At 59.9% G+C, this 15,641-nt stretch carries 14 protein-coding genes; 5 read left to right on the forward strand and 9 right to left on the reverse strand.

What is annotated here, in order from left to right:
- Positions 1–13: 13 nt before the first annotated feature.
- Complete coding sequence (locus ACEVJK_RS02030) at positions 14–1,714, reverse strand: efflux RND transporter periplasmic adaptor subunit (protein WP_374739864.1); 1,701 nt, start codon at positions 1,712–1,714, stop codon at positions 14–16.
- Positions 1,715–2,014: 300 nt separating this feature from the next.
- Complete coding sequence (locus tag ACEVJK_RS02035; RefSeq protein ID WP_374739865.1) at positions 2,015–4,588, reverse strand: ATP-dependent helicase; 2,574 nt, start codon at positions 4,586–4,588, stop codon at positions 2,015–2,017.
- Positions 4,589–4,958: 370 nt separating this feature from the next.
- On the opposite strand from ACEVJK_RS02035, the gene ACEVJK_RS02040 reads away from it, so the two are divergent.
- From ACEVJK_RS02040 to ACEVJK_RS02060, 5 genes are all read left to right on the forward strand, one after another.
- Positions 4,959–5,591, forward strand: coding sequence for a hypothetical protein (locus ACEVJK_RS02040; RefSeq protein ID WP_147570734.1), 633 nt, complete (start codon positions 4,959–4,961; stop codon positions 5,589–5,591).
- Positions 5,592–5,763: 172 nt separating this feature from the next.
- Positions 5,764–7,134 (forward strand): UDP-N-acetylmuramate--L-alanine ligase, encoded by a 1,371-nt coding sequence (gene murC / locus ACEVJK_RS02045; RefSeq protein WP_374739866.1) that lies wholly within the window; start codon positions 5,764–5,766, stop codon positions 7,132–7,134.
- 476 nt (positions 7,135–7,610) lie between these two features.
- Positions 7,611–8,120: a helix-turn-helix domain-containing protein gene (locus ACEVJK_RS02050; protein WP_374739867.1), complete on the forward strand. Its 510-nt coding sequence runs from the start codon at positions 7,611–7,613 to the stop codon at positions 8,118–8,120.
- Between the two features lie 221 nt (positions 8,121–8,341).
- Positions 8,342–9,196 carry a radical SAM/SPASM domain-containing protein gene (locus ACEVJK_RS02055; RefSeq protein ID WP_374739868.1) on the forward strand — a complete coding sequence of 285 codons (855 nt, stop codon included), beginning with the start codon at positions 8,342–8,344 and terminating at the stop codon, positions 9,194–9,196.
- A 46-nt stretch (positions 9,197–9,242) separates the two neighbouring features.
- A complete protein-coding gene (locus ACEVJK_RS02060) occupies positions 9,243–9,587 on the forward strand; it encodes a GIY-YIG nuclease family protein (protein ID WP_340405234.1) in 345 nt (114 codons plus the stop codon).
- Between the two features lie 76 nt (positions 9,588–9,663).
- Here ACEVJK_RS02060 and ACEVJK_RS02065 read toward each other — a convergent pair whose 3' ends face one another.
- From ACEVJK_RS02065 to ACEVJK_RS02095, 7 genes are all read right to left on the reverse strand, one after another.
- Entirely contained in the window at positions 9,664–10,122 is a 459-nt protein-coding gene (locus tag ACEVJK_RS02065) for a MarR family transcriptional regulator (protein ID WP_186852752.1), read from the reverse strand.
- Positions 10,123–10,226: 104 nt separating this feature from the next.
- The gene (gene fabZ, locus ACEVJK_RS02070) at positions 10,227–10,664 is read right to left on the reverse strand and encodes a 3-hydroxyacyl-ACP dehydratase FabZ (RefSeq protein WP_147570738.1); all 438 of its coding nucleotides are present in this window, start codon (positions 10,662–10,664) and stop codon (positions 10,227–10,229) included.
- 3 nt (positions 10,665–10,667) lie between these two features.
- The gene (gene fabF, locus ACEVJK_RS02075; protein WP_374739869.1) at positions 10,668–11,909 is read right to left on the reverse strand and encodes a beta-ketoacyl-ACP synthase II; all 1,242 of its coding nucleotides are present in this window, start codon (positions 11,907–11,909) and stop codon (positions 10,668–10,670) included.
- A gap of 14 nt (positions 11,910–11,923) precedes the next feature.
- Positions 11,924–12,667, reverse strand: coding sequence for a 3-oxoacyl-[acyl-carrier-protein] reductase (fabG, locus tag ACEVJK_RS02080; RefSeq protein WP_186852753.1), 744 nt, complete (start codon positions 12,665–12,667; stop codon positions 11,924–11,926).
- The gene (fabD, locus tag ACEVJK_RS02085; RefSeq protein WP_186852754.1) at positions 12,664–13,614 is read right to left on the reverse strand and encodes an ACP S-malonyltransferase; all 951 of its coding nucleotides are present in this window, start codon (positions 13,612–13,614) and stop codon (positions 12,664–12,666) included. Before fabD ends, fabG begins: the two co-directional genes overlap by 4 nt.
- Positions 13,611–14,699 carry a nitronate monooxygenase family protein gene (locus tag ACEVJK_RS02090; RefSeq protein ID WP_147570742.1) on the reverse strand — a complete coding sequence of 363 codons (1,089 nt, stop codon included), beginning with the start codon at positions 14,697–14,699 and terminating at the stop codon, positions 13,611–13,613. The genes fabD and ACEVJK_RS02090 overlap by 4 nt, the downstream gene beginning before the upstream one ends.
- Positions 14,690–15,631: a nitronate monooxygenase gene (locus tag ACEVJK_RS02095; RefSeq protein ID WP_186852755.1), complete on the reverse strand. Its 942-nt coding sequence runs from the start codon at positions 15,629–15,631 to the stop codon at positions 14,690–14,692. The genes ACEVJK_RS02090 and ACEVJK_RS02095 overlap by 10 nt, the downstream gene beginning before the upstream one ends.
- Between the last annotated feature and the right edge of the window lie 10 nt (positions 15,632–15,641).

Raw genomic sequence — 15,641 nt, forward strand, 5'->3', positions numbered from 1 at the left:
CTTTCCACCCCGCTTAATAGCCATAGCTGCCGTCTGTCACGGTATAGTTGACGAACACCTCGTCCCCCTCCTGAATGCCGGAGACAATCTCCACATTCTGGGTGTCAGAGATGCCGGTCTCCACGATGACTGGGTAGTAGCCCTCCTCCTCGCTGGGGAAGGTGCGCTTCTCGCCCGGTGCCACTTCAGGCAGCTCCAGTTCGGGCACGTCGTCCGGCCGGCTGTCCCGCTTGACAAAGACCACACTCTGGCGGGTGCTGTCCATGTCGCTGAAATACTTGACCGAGGTAGTGGGGACCAGAATACAGTCGGCCGACTCGCTGGTGACAAAGGAGTATTGGAGCCAGGCACCGTCCATCAGGCTTCCATCCACGTTGTCCACCGTCAAAGTGACGGGGTAGCTGGTCATGCCTTGACCGGCCTGGGCGCCGCCCATGTCAATGGAGGTGACTAATCCCTGATATACCTGTCCGTTCCAATCCAGGTCCACATAGTTGCCCGGCTTGATAAAGGAGATGTTCCGGTCATCTACGGTAATGGTGACCAGCATGGTCACGTTATTGGAGATCATAACAACGGTGTCGCCGCTCTTGACCTCCTGGCCGGGAGTCAGGTTGCAGGAGGTGACGGTCCCGTCGATGGGAGCCACGGCATTAAAGTCATTGAGGGCTTTCTGGGCCTCGTCCAGCTTGGTCTGGGCGCTGTTGATCTCCTCCTGCTTGGAGCGGATCTGGGAATCAATGGTGGAGGAGCCCAGATAGAGCAGGGCCTCCCCGGCCTGGACGTTGGCGTGGTCGAGCAGATTGCCGATGGCGGTCACCGGGCCGCTGGCCTTGGCAATGATGTCCCGTGACTCGTAGTATTCGGTCTTTCCGTTCTCGTAGGGATAAATCGCGGTGCCGTCAGCGGCAGTCAGGACAGCGGAGGCGTCCATTTCAGCAGTCAAAGTACCGGGGTTGTCAAAGACGATGACCGCCTCAAAGTGGACGGCCCCTTCCGGGGATATGTAGCTGACCTTGTTGATCTTCTCCACCCGTCCCTCAAAGGAGCCCATAACAGCTGGGATGGACACCTGGACCGACTGGCCGGTGTGGATCTCTTTCTCATAGGCGTAGCTGAAGTAAAGGGACAGCTTCAGCTTCTTATCGTTCACCAGAGTAGCCACTGGGGCGGACTTACTCACCTCGTCGTCGATATGGAACTCCTTGACCTCCTGAAGCTTCCCGGCGAAGGGGGCCCGCACCGTCAAGTTGGCGGCCTCTTCCTGCAGGTCGGCCATATCCTCCAGCAGATTATTCAGTTCCTCCTTGGCGTCCGTCACAGCATCCTGGGCTGCCTGACTGTAAATGGTGTACAAGGGATCGCCGGCCATGACAGTCTGGCCGCCAGTGACAAAGACCTCCTGCACCGTACCGCTCTGGGTCAAGGTAATGGCAGCCGATTCCTTGGCCTTGGCCGTACCTGAGCCGGACACCTTGCTCTGGATAGTACCAATCTGGGCGGGCTGGGCCATGATCTCTCCCTGCTCTTCCCCGCCGGAGTGGAGGAATTTGTAGAGCAGAAAGCCTCCAATCGCCAGCACCCCAGCCACGATAGCCAGTATGATAGCATTTTTGACCGCTTTCTTTTTTCCTTTTTTCACCGGTTTCATCTCTGGGGGCGCGGGGGGTGTCTGGGTTGGTACGGCAGGCTGGGGAGTTATGACTTCTGACATGGCAGCTTTTCCTCCTGTAAGCGGTAATGATAAAGTGAAATGTCGGCGGGCCAAAGGCCCGGGGACGGGATAGACCAGTCCGCAGATATCATCCCCATTATAGGGGCTGTCTCCGCCGGAAGCAATTACAAGGCGATTACAAATCCTTAAAATTCTATTAAGGCTCTCTCCCGCTCCGGTAAATCCCTATATAATGTTAGACGTATTTTCTCCGTAAATGTTGCCTTTCCTCTCATACTTTTTTCCTGTTTGTAAAAAAGAGGCACATCGCCATCCCCGACATGCCTCTTTTCTGCCGCTTTACAGTTTTTCCATGTGCGCCGCCGCGGACTTCAGCATCAGACGCTTGGTCCCCACCTGGTCAAAGGCAATCTCCAACAGGGCGTCGCCCCCCATCTTCTGGACGGACAGGACCATTCCCTGTCCGAATGCCTTGTGCCGGACCGTATCCCCCTTCTGGAAGGCAGGGAGGCTGCCGCCTCCCCCCGGCGCTCCAGCCCCCACAGGGGAGGAGGCCAGAGGCTGTCTGGTCCGGGCGCTGCCGGTGGCACCGCCACCAGCGCCCGACATGGCCCGGACAAAGCCTCCATAGGAGGGTTGGGGCCGTGGGTCTCGATCCGTCCGGCTCCCGCCCTGTCCAGCCTGGGCGGAGCGGCCACCTCCGTAAGTCGGGCGCTGATAGGAGCCGTAGCCCCCATAGCCGGAGGAGCGGCTGGGCATACCGCTCCAGCCCTCCTCTCCCCCGCCCAAATCGGGCAGGCAGCTCCTGCCCAGCCGCTCCAGGTGCTCCGGGGGGATCTCCTCCACAAAGCGGGAGGGGCGGTTGGAGCTGGTCCGTCCAAAGAGCATCCGCTGATTGGCGCAGGTGAGGTACAGCTTCTCCTTGGCCCGTGTCATGGCCACATAGCACAGCCGCCGCTCCTCCTCCATCTCCTCCGTTTCCCCAATGGCCCGGATGCCAGGGAAGATGCCCTCCTCGGCCCCCACCACAAAGACCACAGGGAACTCCAGCCCCTTGGCCGAGTGCATGGTCATCATCACCACGCAGTCCTGGTCCGGGTCGTGGCTGTCTAAGTCGGTGTACAGGGCTATCTCGTCCAGAAAACCCGCCAGAGAGGGCTCCTCCCCGGCGTTCTCCAGATAGCCGTGAATGGAGGTGAGCAGCTCCCGCACGTTCTCCAGCCGGGTGCGGTCCTCCACGGTGTTCTTGCTCTCCAGCATGGTGGCATACCCGGTGCGGAGGATCAGCTCCTCATAAAACTGATCCAGGGGCAGCTCGTCCAGCAGCCCGGCCAGCTCCCCCATCAGGGCGGTGAAGCCGGCCAGCTTGGCCGCCGACCGCTCCAGCTCCGGGTACATCCGGGCATTGTCGATGACGGCGTAGAGTGAGCTCTCCTCCCGCCGGGCGATCTCCTGGGCGGTCTCAATCGTCTTGGCACCGATGCCCCGTGGCGGATTGTTGATGATGCGGGTGAGGCGCAGGTCGTCCTCCGGGTTGTTGAGGACGGCCAGATAGGCCACCATGTCCTTCACCTCCGCCCGGTCAAAGAACCGAGTACCCCCGATGATGCGGTAGGGAATCCCGTTGCGCTTGCAGGCGTTCTCTATCTGGTTAGACTGGGCGTTCATCCGATAGAGGATGGCGTGGTCCTTCCACTTTCTGCCCTGGCTGTACCCCTCCAGAATACGGGCAGCTACATATTGGGCCTCATCGTTCTCATTCATGGCGGCATAAAGGGTAAGCTTGTCCCCCTCCCCCGCCTTCGTCCACAGCTCCTTGCCCTTTCTTCCCTGGTTGTTGCGGATCACGGCGTTGGACGCCTCCAAAATATGTTTGGTGGAGCGGTAGTTCTCCTCCAGGCGGATGACCCGGCAGCCCTTGTACTGTTTTTCAAAGGAGAGGATGTTCTCAATGGTCGCTCCCCGGAAGCGGTAGATAGACTGGTCGTCGTCCCCCACCACGCAGAAGTTCTCATAGCCTCCGGCCAGGGTGGAGGCCAGCAGATACTGCAGGTTGTTGGTGTCCTGGTACTCGTCGATGAGCACATAGCGGAACTTCCGCTGATAGAACTCCCGCACCTCGTCAAACTGCTGGAGCAGACGGACGGTGTGGAAAATGATGTCGTCAAAGTCCAGGGCGCTTGCCTCCCACAGCCGGCGCTGGTACTCTGCGTATATCTTGGCGATCTTGGTCAGCCGGAAGTCCCCAGACCTCTCGCACTCGGCCAGATACTGGTCAGCCAGCTTCATGGTATCCTTTGCCCTAGAGATGTAGCCCAGCACCGACCGGGGCGGAAACTGCTTATCATCGATTCCCAGGTCCTTCAGAATATCCTTCACCACCCGCAGGGAGTCGTCAGTGTCATAGATGGTAAAGGAGGAGGCGAAGCCCAGCTTCTCAATATCCCGGCGGAGGATGCGAACACAGGCGGAGTGAAAGGTGCTGGCCCAGATATCGTTGGCAGCCGGGCCCAGCATTCTGGCCAGACGGTCCTTCAGCTCACCCGCCGCCTTATTGGTAAAGGTGATGGCCAAAATGGTCCAAGGGGCCGCCGGGTCCAGGGCACACAGCCGCTCCTGCCGGGCCTTGTCCCCCGCCCCGGTCCGGACATACTCCTCCAGGAAGGTCAGATCATCCTCTGTCGCCCACTCCGGCACCTCTGTGCTGTCCGAGCCGCGGCCATACTTCATCAGGTTGGCGACGCGGTGGATGAGCACGGTGGTCTTGCCGCTGCCCGCTCCGGCCAGCAGCAGGAGCGGACCCTCCGTGGTCAGGGCGGCCTTTTGCTGCTCTGGGTTCAAATGTGAAAATTCCCGGGCAATAGCCCCCCGGCGGGCCTTACAAAATCTCAGTTCCAGGTCGTGATTCAGCATGGGGCAAACATCCTTTTTCTCTTTAAAATTATCTTTTTCATTGTAGCCCAAACTGGTCTGGTGGTCAACCAGAAGACGCCCCCGCTCCTTCAAAATATTCTCAGCCTGTCCCCTTTCCCAGCTTCCTGGCATACTGTCCCGCCGCCCCGCATAAGATACCCCGTGGGACAGCCCCAGGCCCGTCCCGCTCCTTCGTGCAAAAGCAAGATATTGTCCCTTCGTCCCTCTCTTTTCCCTCTATTTTGTGTTGACTCCAAAGAAATTGCAACCGTTCTGTAACCATTTTTTCACCTTCTCGTAACACCTTCGATACGATGGTAACAGCTCTCAGTGCTATACTTAAAACAAGAATAGGAAAGGAGGTCTTCCCATGAAAAAACTGCTGTTGACCACAATAATCGCTTCCCTGCTCATCCTGCCCTTTGGAACTGTGGCTATGGCCGACATGACGGAGGCCCCTGACACCCAGGCAGAGCAGCTGGACTACGCCCCCGGCAACGTCCCCGCCGAGACCGGCGCTCTGGACTCCATGACCCCCGCTCTCCACGCGGCCATCCTGGCCATGGTCAATCTGGGCCAAAGGGAGTTGGATCTCTCCGACCCGGTGGCCGCTTGGGAAACCTTATATAATATGCTCAGTCTGTACGGGCAGATGGATGACCGCTCTGAGTATCTGGACGAGGAACTGGTCCTCCCTTCTGAAACGGTGATGGACTATGCCTCCGCCCTCTTTACCGGTACAGCCCCTTTGAGCCCTATCCCCGAGGCTCTTTCCGACCGGATTCGCTACGATGGAAAGCTGGACAGCTATCTGCTTACCTGCGGCGACGACAGCCTGGCCGAGATCCAGCTCACCTCCATTCGAGAATTAGGCGGTTCCCTCTCTGTGGATGGCTCCCTAGTCTATCTGGTAGACGGTTCTTCCCTAGCCCAGTTCCACGCTCAATTCGCGCGGCAGGACAATATGTTCGGCTATGTTATCACTAATCTGACTCTGGGGTAAAACCCATATTCCTCCTTAAGAAGGCACATCGGAAACGATGTGCCTTTCTTTTTTCTCTTCCAGTATATTTTTCTTCTCTTCCGTCCATATTTTTCAGGAAACCTTGCACTTCTCCCGCCCGATGTTTATAATATGGTGAATAGAGAAGAATCTAAGTTTGAGGTGTCATCCCATGGAACAGAACATACAAGACTACATCAAGCCCGGCCGCCGGGCCCATCTGGTAGGTATCGGCGGGGTATCCATGGCCCCGCTGGCAGAGGTCCTGAAGGGGCGGGGCGTCCTGGTCACCGGCTCCGACATGCGTGAAGGCGAGGCGGTAGACCATCTGCGCTCCCTGTCCATTCCGGTGACCATCGGCCATCTGCCCCAGAGCGTGGAGGGAGCCGACTGCGTCATTCGCACCGCCGCCGTCCACGACGATAATCCGGAGATTGCCGCGGCCCTGCAGGCCGGTATTCCAGTCTTTGAGCGTGCCCAGGCCTGGGGGGCCATCATGACCCACTACCAGAATGCCCTGTGCGTCTCCGGCACCCACGGCAAGACCACCACCACCTCTATGTGCGCCCACATCTTTCTCGCCGCCGGTCGGGACCCCTCCGTTATGGTCGGCGGCGTGCTGCCCATCCTGGGGGCGGGCCACCGGGTCGGTCACGGCGACACCATTATCGCCGAGGCCTGCGAGTACTGCAACTCTTTTCTCTCCTTCTGCCCCACGGTGGCAGTGATTCTGAATGTGGAAGAGGACCACCTGGATTTTTTCCGGGACCTGGCGGACATCCAGCACTCCTTCCGCTCCTTCGCCCAGCTGGTCCCCGACCGGGGCTGGGTGGTGGTCAACGGGGATAATCCCAACGCCCTCCAGGCCATCCAGGACTGCGGCCGCCAGACCATGCGATTCAGCCTTCGGGACAGCTCCGCTGACTGCCGCGCGGATCATATCTTCTGGAACAAGGGGCTTCCCGAATTTGATATTGTGGTCCACGGCGTGAAATATGCCCACGCCGCTCTCAACGTGGGGGGAAGCCATAATATCTCCAATGCTCTGGCCGCCGCCTGTGCCGCCTATGTGCTTGGTGTTCCTGGCAGTGCCGTGGAGGAGGGCCTTGCCTCCTTTACCGGGGCCGGACGCCGCTTCGAGAAGAAGGGAGAGTTCCACGGCGCCATGGTGTACGACGACTACGCCCACCACCCCGATGAGCTCCACGCCCTGCTCACCATGGCAAAGAGCCTGGGCTACGCCCGTGTGGTGTGTGCCTTCCAGCCTCACACTTATACCCGTACCGCCACCCTGTTCCAACGGTTCGTCCAGGAGCTAAAGCTGGCAGATGTGGCCATTTTGGCAGAAATCTATGCCGCCCGGGAGAAAAATGACTTGGGCATCTCCTCCAAAGACCTGGCGGACCAAATTCCGGGAGCGGTATACTGTCCCACGTTGGATGAGGTCACCGCAAAGCTTCGGGAGCTGGCCCAGCCTGGAGACCTGCTCCTCACCGTGGGGGCGGGGGACATCTATCTGGCAGGAGAGGCCCTGCTGCAATAAAATATGCCCCGGACATCTGACGGTGTCCGGGGCATATTTTACTGCTATTTGCCTCACATACGCCTAGTTTTGCGGGATATCAGGCAGAGAATCAAAGCTCATCCGGCGTATGCCCGCCGTGATCCCACCGCCTATGGTCCTCTGAAGTGGACTGGCCCAAAGTTACTTCTCTTTGTCAGCATTTAAATTCCGATTTGGCGCTATTATAGTTTCTTGGTACAGGCTTGCTAATGCCTCATTTTAAAATGACCGGTCCCGTCAGGCACAGGCCAATTCACCTACCCCCGCACAATTTATATATCTTCCGATTCTCTTTTACGTTTCCAACTAGGAGGGCTTTGATATTTTTCCGGGTAATGATCAGATAACGAAGCAAAAACAGCCTCTTTCAATGAATGTTAAAATGCGTTGCTTGCAGCAACGGGCAGTTCCTCCTATAATTTTCACAAATACCGCAAGGAAGGAGATCATTTCGAATGCTCAATGAAAATATGAAAGCAATCAGGAAATCAAAAGGGCTTTCGCAACAAGAGCTCGCTATCAAGCTGAATGTGGTGCGGCAAACCATTTCAAAATGGGAGCAGGGATTGTCGGTTCCCGACTCTGATATGTTGATCGCCATATCAGAGGTGCTGGAAACACCTGTAAGTACGTTGCTTGGAGAAAAGGTTATCGAGGCAGAAGCAGATGACTTAAAGGCGATTTCCGCAAAGCTGGAGGTGATAAACTTACAGCTCGCACAGAGAAAAACCACAAGGCGAAGGGTCCTGCACGGGCTTCTCATCTCGTTGTGTGCGGTTATAGCAGTGGTCTTTGCATTCTTATTGATGCAAAAAAGCCTTTACTTGGACTGGGATTATAGCGATCCTGAAACCGCTGTTCTCGGAGTGGCATTTCATTCGTTTGAATGGCTGTTTGTTAGAGTGGCACCGATTATCCTGGTGGGAGCAATCGCGGGAGTTTTTTTAACACGGAAGAAAGGATAGGTCCGCTCCGCTTTTGGAACACAGTACAGCTATTTTTATAGCGCAATATCTGTCTAACCATTGCAAGACCAGCACTCCGGGTTATCTCCCTTTGTTGGAACCGGCGGAGTTTATCTCATGACTCATCACCCACCACGCAGGAGGGGACAGGGAAAAGAAACGGTTGCGTTTTACACTGTCCGCCTGTACAATGAGGAGGAAACGTCAGAGGAGGGGTAGCCGTGCGGCGTTTGAAGAAGGCCTATCTTGAGATCACCAACATGTGCAACTTGGACTGCCAATTCTGTCCAGGCACCAGACGGACTAAGGGCGTTCTCTCGCCGGAGGGATTCCAGACATTGGGAGAGCGTCTACGTCCTCACACCGACTATCTCTATCTCCATCTGATGGGGGAGCCCCTCCTCCACCCCCACTTGGCGGAGATACTGGAGCGGGCGGAAAAGCTGAAGTTTCGGGTGATGATCACCACCAACGGCACCCTGTTGGGGGAGCGGGAGGACCTGCTCTGTTCCAGTCCGGCGGTGGAGAAGGTCAGCATTTCTCTTCACTCCTTTGAGGGGAACGAGGGCGTGGGAACGCTGGAGGACTATCTGGCCGGGTGCCTTGCCTTCGCCCGGCGGAGCGCCGGAGCTGGAAAAAAGTGTGCCTTGCGGCTGTGGAATCTGGACGGGGAGGACACCAGAGGAGCGAACGCCCGGAATGGAGACATTTTAGCCGCTCTGGAGAGGGACTTTCCGCGTCCCTGGAGAGAGGGGCGTCGGGGGACTACCCTAGCTCCTGGCGTTTTTCTGGAGTGGGGAGAAAAATTTGACTGGCCGGACCTAGGCGCCCCGGAGGGGGACGGCGCCGGCTTCTGCTATGGCCTGCGGGACCAGGTGGGTGTGCTATGGGACGGGACCGTGGTCCCCTGCTGTCTGGACCATGAGGGGGATATCTCTCTGGGGAATTTGTACGATCAGCCCCTGGAGGAGATCTTGAGCAGTCCCAGAGCCCAGGCCATCTACCAGGGATTTTCCCAGGGCAGGGCTAGGGAGGCGCTATGCCGCCGGTGCGGCTTCATGCGCCGCTTCCGGTGAGGGGAGCGGATCTCTACGGAGCAAAAAGATAGATTGAGGTGGAAACATGGACACGAACAGGAAAAAAGAACTGATGGAGGCATATAAGAACCGCCGCCCAGAGATGGGGGTTGTGTCTGTCCGCTGTCTGGCCACTGGGGAGTCCTTTCTGGGGACCTCCTCTGATACCAGGGCCACCATGAACGGCATCCAGGTCAAGCTGAACGGCGGACTGTATCCCAACCGCCGCCTTCAAGAGCTGTGGAAGCTCCACGGGCCAGAGGAATTTGAGATATCAGTCCTGAGGACGCTGGACTATGAAGACCCTGGGGAGGACCATACAGAGGAGCTAGAGCTGCTTCGGGAGCTTTGCCTGGAGGATGTCCCCGGAGCCGCCAAGCTGTGGAAGTAGCGGCCGGGGCGGAGAGAGATAAGAAACGCGGCAGCACTGTCAGAGTGCTGCCGCGTTTTGCCGCATTGAGAGGAGGTCAGACTGGCCCTTGAAGTTCGGGAATCTGGACCTCGGGCATCAGTTCCCGGCTGACAATAGAGATCATCTCCTCCAGCTTGGAGCAGTCCTCGGGAGAGAACCGATGCCGGATGCGGTCCATAACCTCCGTGATATAGGCGGAGCTGATGTTGTAATAGTCGATATACTTCTGGGTGACCTCCAGGTGATACTCCCGCCGGTCCTCGGGGGACTGAACCTTGCGGATATACCCCTTCTTGACCAGGCTGTTAATCTTATAGGCCGCATTTGGAGGCGAGATGCGCATAAAGGTAGCAAACTCGTTGATGGTGGGACGGCCCAGGGCCTGGATAGTCTCCATGGCGAAGGTCTCCACCGTGGTCAAACTGGCCTCCCGGTCCTGAAAGCGCCGAAAGATCTCCTGGTAAAAATGGAGCTTGAATTTGGTATACACGTTAAAAAAAGCTTGGTCCAGCACAACATCGCCCGCTTTCCCGCAATGAGCGTATCAATCATTTTTGGGCTCTAAAAACCACTATTACTATATACCAGATAGGAGAAAAGGGCAACAGTTTCGCTGATCTATCGCGCCGCATCGGTGATGGCAAAGGTGAGCTCCGCCACACAGGCCACCTGTCCATCCACCAGTGCTTTACATTCCCCGATGCCAACAGGCCCCCGCCGCTTGGTCAGAACACACTCCATCTCCAGCACATCGCCGGGGACCACCTTCCGCTTAAAGCGGGCGTTTTTGATCCCGCCGAAGAGGGCCAGCTTGCCTCGGTTCTCCGGCAGAGCGAGGATGGCCACCGCCCCCACCTGGGCCATAGCCTCCAAAATGAGGACACCGGGCATCACATGCTCCTGGGGGAAGTGGCCGCAAAAATAGGGCTCCCCTACGCTGACGCACTTGCGGCCTTTGGCCCACTGGCCCGGCTCACAGTCCAGGATGCGGTCTACCAGGGCGAAAGGGTACCTGTGGGGCAGAAGCTGGGCAATCTGATCAGAATTAAGTTCCATCTCTTATTCCTCCCACTTTTTGAAGAGAATGCTGCCGTTGTGCCCGCCGAAGCCCAGAGAGTTGGACAGGGCGTACCGAATGTCTGCCGTCCGGCCGGTATTGGGCACTACATCCAGGTCACACTCGGGATCGGGGACCTGGTAGTTGATGGTGGCGGGGACGAAGCCATGATGGAGGGACAGGGCGGTGAAGATGGCCTCGATAGCCCCCGCCGCCCCCAGGGTATGGCCGGTCATCGACTTGGTAGAACTCATCATCAGATGGTAGGCGTGGTCCCCAAACACCGTCTTGACGGCGGTGGTCTCACCGGAGTCATTGAGATGGGTAGAGGTGCCGTGGGCATTGATATAGTCTACCTGTTCCGAGGATACCCCTCCATCGGCCAGGGCCAGCGCCATGGCCCTGGCCCCGCCAGAGCCGTCGGGCCGGGGGGCAGTCATGTGATAGGCATCACAGGTGGCTCCATAGCCCAATACTTCAGCGTAGATCTTAGCGCCCCGCGCTAAGGCGTGGTCCAGCTCCTCCAGCAGGAGGATGCCGCAGCCCTCCCCCATAACGAAACCGCCCCTCTCCTGGTCAAAGGGGATGGAGGCCCGGTTGGGGTCTCCGTTCTGGCTCAGGGCCTTCATAGAGGTAAAGCCGCCTACGGCCAGGGGGGTGATGGACGCCTCTGTGCCGCCGCAGAGCATGACCTCGGCGTAGCCGTCCCGGATATAGTGGAAGGCGTCGCCCACAGCATTGGTGCCGCCCGCGCAGGCGGTGACGGGGCAGGTGCACATCCCCCGGAAGCCGGATCGGATAGCTACCTGGCCGGCGGCCATGTTGCAGATGCCGGTGGGAATGTAGAAGGGGGACACGCGGTCCCACCCCCGCTCCAGCCCGCGGCTGTGCTCCGCCTCGGTGATGGACAGCCCGCCGATACCGCTGGACACACTGACGCCGCAACGGTCCGGGTCGGCGGAGGAGACATCAAAGCCAGCATCGGCCAGCGCCTCCTGGGCCGCCACGGCGGCAAACTGGGTAAAGCGGCCCATCCGTTTGGCGTCCGCCTTTCCCAGCAGCTCCTCCGGGGCGAAGCCCTTGACCTCGGCGGCCAGCTTCACCTTCAGCTCCGAGGCGTCGAATTGTGTGATGGGGGCGATGCCGCACACGCCCTCCCGGACCGCCTGCCAGCTGTCGGGACAGGTAAGGCCCAAGGGGGTAACGGCCCCCATTCCAGTGATGACTACTCTACGTCGTTCCATGTTATCTCCCCCTCTCACATGGACATGCCGCCGTCCACCGCCAGGACCTGGCCGGTGATATAGGCGGCCTGGTCGCTGGCCAGGAAGGCGACCGCCTGAGCCACTTCCTCCGCCGCGCCCAGACGCTGGGTAGGAATGGTGGACAGCAGAGCGTCGCGGGCCGCCTGGGGCAGGGCGGCGGTCATATCCGTGTCAATAAATCCGGGGGCAACGGCGTTGACTGTGACGCCTCTAGAGGCCAACTCCTTGGCCAGGGATTTGGTCATGCCGATCACGCCGGCTTTGCTGGCAGCGTAGTTTACCTGTCCGGCGTTGCCGTGGAGCCCCACCACCGAGCTGAGGTTGACAATGCGCCCATAGCGCTGCTTCATCATGGTCCTGGCCACCGCCTTCATGGTCAGGAAGGCTCCCTTCAAATTGGTATCCAGCACCTGGTCCCAGGCGTCCTCCTTCATAGTCATGAGCAGGCCGTCCCGGGTGATGCCGGCGTTGTTGACCAGGATGTGGACAGCTCCAAATTGCTGTAGGGCGGCATCCACAAGGGCCTTGACCTCATCCGTCTTAGATACGTCGCAGCGCATGGCGGCCGCCTTAGCGCCCAGAGCCTCGCAGGCGGCTGCCGTATCCAGGGCGGCCTCCTCGTTGCCGGCGTAGCACAGCATGACATTGGCCCCGCCCCGGGCCAGCTCCAGACAAATGGCCCGGCCGATGCCGCGGCTGCCGCCTGTGACGACGGCGGTCTTTCCGGTAAAATTCATTGATCTTTCTCCTTCATCAGCTGTTCCAGAGTGTTTTTCAGTCCTTCCACGTCCGCTGTACTCTCTACGGCGCAGACAGGGAGTCCAGGTACTGTCTTGCGGACAAAGCCGCTGAGGGCTTTGCCCGGACCGATCTCCACGATGGCATCCACGCCCTGGTCGGCCATGGATCGGATGGAATCCTCCATCCAAACGCTGCTCTGGACCTGTCGGACCAGCAGTTCGGGGATAGAGGGATCGTCCTCCCGGCGGGCCCGGCCCAGACAGTTGAACAGAACTGGGAACTGGGGCTGGCCGAAGGTGATCGTTTGGAAATAGTCTGCCAGCTCCTCCCCGGCGGGGGCCATCAGGGGGGTGTGGAAGGGACCGCTTACCTTGAGAGGCATGGTCCGCTTGGCCCCCAACTCCTTGGCAATGAGGGCTGCCTGTTCCACTGCGGCCCGGTTGCCGCCGATGACCATCTGGCCGGGACAGTTGTAGTTGGCGATGACCACCGTGCCCAGGGCGGAGGCCCGCTGGCAGGCATCCTGGAGGGGCGCGCGGTCCAGGCCCAGGACCGCGACCATGGCGCTCTCTCGACCGCCTGCCGCCCGCTCCATGGCCTTGCCCCGGAAGGCCACCAGCCGGATGGCGGCAGCGGCATCAAAGACTCCGGCGGCGTGGAGGGCGGAGTATTCTCCCAGTGAGAGGCCGGCGGCCAGTTCGGGGAGGATACCCCGCTCCCGCAATACCGCCGTCAGACCGGCCGCGAAGGCCACCATGCAGGGCTGGGTGTACTGGGTCTGGTTCAGCACTCCGTCGGGGTCCTGAAAGCAGACCTGCTTTAAGTCAAATTCTACGGGGGCGCTGTCAAAGACAGCGCGAAAGGCGGGATATGCCTCATAGAGGTCAGCACCCATTCCTGGGTGCTGGCTGCCCTGTCCGGCGTAAAGAAAGCCAAGCTTCATTGAGCGGCCCTCCATTCTTCCATGATTTGGTCCATCTGCTGACTGACAGTGGACAGTTGTGTGATTTCTCCGGCGTTGGAGCCGCAAAAAAACAGCCCGTTTTCCCAATCCCCCTGGACGGCGGCGATCAGGGCTCCGGAGATACAGTAAGGGGTGGTCTTGGGGTTGCAGGGCACCAGGCAGTCGATACACCGCTTTGGGCTGGGCTGAAGCCCTGCCTCCACCCGGCGGATCAAAGGACTGTGCAGGGCGCGGCCCGGCATCCCCACAGGGCTCTGGACGATGGTGATGTCCTCCGGTCTGGCCCGCAGGAGGGCCTCCTTATAGCCCTGACTGGCATCACATTCCTGGGTGGCGATAAAACGGGTGGCGAACTGGGCCCCGGCGGCCCCCTCTCTCATATAGCGGGCCATCTCTGCCCCGTCCTTCACCCCGCCGGCCACAAAGACCGGGATGTCCCGCTGGTATTTCTCCCGGAAGGGGGCCAGCGCCTCCAGCACCTCCCGAAGCAGCTCGGAGAGCGGCCTGGGGCTTCCCTCCTGTGCCTGAAGGGCCTCCTCCTTGGTGAAGCCCAGATGCCCGCCGGCGAGGGGGCCCTCCAGCACCACGAAGTCGGGAATACGCTGGAAGTGGCGGTCCCAGAGCCGGCTGATGACCGAGGCTGAACGCCCGCCGCTGACCACAGGGGCCAGGGCGGCGTCGCTCTCCGGAACCTCGGCGGCGATGGCTGGCAGGTCCCTGGGCAGGCCGGCCCCGCAGACCACAGCGTCCACCCCGGCCTTCAGGGCGGTGCGGACGCTGTCGGCGTACTGGGTAGTAGCGACCATGGCGTTGATAGCCACCATGCCGGCTCCGCGGGCCAGCTCTTTGGCCCGCTTGACCTGGCGTGCCAGGGCCCGAAGATTGGCCTCCTGGGTATTGCGGTAAAAATCAGGCTCCTGGAAGCCGCAGGCCGCTGTAGAGATAGTGCCCATCCCGCCTTTGGCGGCCACCGCCCCGGCCAGCCGGTCCAGGCTGACTCCAATGCCCATCCCGCCTTGAAGGATGGGTAGAGAGAGGGTCCTCCCTCGGATCGTTACCGCCATTGCTGACCTGTCGCTTCCAGAACGGCCTTTCCGCCGGCATACAGCTCCTCAAAGATCTGGCGCAGGGGCCGGATCTCATGGAGCATACCCGCCACTTGGCCGGACATGACGCTGCCGGTCTCTACGTCGCCGTCAAAGACCGCCCGGCGCAGGCCGCCCAGGGTAACCTTCTCCAGCTCCTCCAGAGAGGCTCCCCTCTTTTCCAGAAGCAGATACTGTCTGGCCATCTTGTTCTTCAGCACCCGGACCGGGCCTCCGATGGACCGGCCGGTGACGGTGGTGTCGCTGTCCTTGGCCTTGAGCAGAGCCTGCTTGTAGTTGTCGTGAATGGGACACTCCTCGCTGACCAGAAGGCAGGTGCCGATCTGGACGCCGCAGGCCCCAAGGGCGAAGGCGGCGGCCAACTGGCGGCCGTCGGCCACGCCGCCGGCGGCGATCACAGGCACGTCCACCGCGTCGATCACCTGGGGGACCAGGGCCATGGTGGTCATCTCTCCCACATGGCCGCCGGATTCCGTGCCCTCGGCGATGATGCCGTCCACCCCGTACCGGGACAGCCGTCGGGCCAGGATGGTGGCCGCTACCACGGGGAACACCTTGACCCCGGCCTCCTTCCAGGCGGGGATATACTTGCCGGGGTTGCCCGCTCCGGTGGTCACTACCTGTACCTTCTCCTGGGCGATGATCTGAGCCATCTGATCGGCGGCAGGATTCATCAGCATCAGGTTGACGCCGAAGGGCTTGTCCGTGAGGGAGCGGCACAGGCGGATCTGCTCCCGCAATTCCTCCGGCTCCCGGATGCCGCCGGCGGCGATGACGCCCAGGGCGCCCGCGTTGGAGCAGGCGGCGGCGAACTGGGGAGTGGCGATGTTGGCCATACCCCCCTGGATAAAGGGAAACTCCGTTCCCAGGATCTCGTTCAGCTTTTTCATAGTCCTTCTC

The organism is Flintibacter sp. P01028 (genome assembly GCF_041925235.1).
Classification (GTDB): Bacteria; Bacillota; Clostridia; order Oscillospirales; family Oscillospiraceae; genus Lawsonibacter; species Lawsonibacter aceti.

What these genes read in the sequence shown, in the direction of transcription:
- ACEVJK_RS02030 (WP_374739864.1), bottom strand. Translation starts at nt 1,714, where the DNA reads ATGTCAGAAGTCATAACTCCCCAGCCTGCCGTACCAACCCAGACACCC.
- ACEVJK_RS02035 (WP_374739865.1), bottom strand. Translation starts at nt 4,588, where the DNA reads ATGCTGAATCACGACCTGGAACTGAGATTTTGTAAGGCCCGCCGGGGG.
- ACEVJK_RS02040 (WP_147570734.1), top strand. Translation starts at nt 4,959, where the DNA reads ATGAAAAAACTGCTGTTGACCACAATAATCGCTTCCCTGCTCATCCTG.
- murC (WP_374739866.1), top strand. Translation starts at nt 5,764, where the DNA reads ATGGAACAGAACATACAAGACTACATCAAGCCCGGCCGCCGGGCCCAT.
- ACEVJK_RS02050 (WP_374739867.1), top strand. Translation starts at nt 7,611, where the DNA reads ATGCTCAATGAAAATATGAAAGCAATCAGGAAATCAAAAGGGCTTTCG.
- ACEVJK_RS02060 (WP_340405234.1), top strand. Translation starts at nt 9,243, where the DNA reads ATGGACACGAACAGGAAAAAAGAACTGATGGAGGCATATAAGAACCGC.
- fabZ (WP_147570738.1), bottom strand. Translation starts at nt 10,664, where the DNA reads ATGGAACTTAATTCTGATCAGATTGCCCAGCTTCTGCCCCACAGGTAC.
- fabF (WP_374739869.1), bottom strand. Translation starts at nt 11,909, where the DNA reads ATGGAACGACGTAGAGTAGTCATCACTGGAATGGGGGCCGTTACCCCC.
- fabG (WP_186852753.1), bottom strand. Translation starts at nt 12,667, where the DNA reads ATGAATTTTACCGGAAAGACCGCCGTCGTCACAGGCGGCAGCCGCGGC.
- fabD (WP_186852754.1), bottom strand. Translation starts at nt 13,614, where the DNA reads ATGAAGCTTGGCTTTCTTTACGCCGGACAGGGCAGCCAGCACCCAGGA.
- ACEVJK_RS02090 (WP_147570742.1), bottom strand. Translation starts at nt 14,699, where the DNA reads ATGGCGGTAACGATCCGAGGGAGGACCCTCTCTCTACCCATCCTTCAA.
- ACEVJK_RS02095 (WP_186852755.1), bottom strand. Translation starts at nt 15,631, where the DNA reads ATGAAAAAGCTGAACGAGATCCTGGGAACGGAGTTTCCCTTTATCCAG.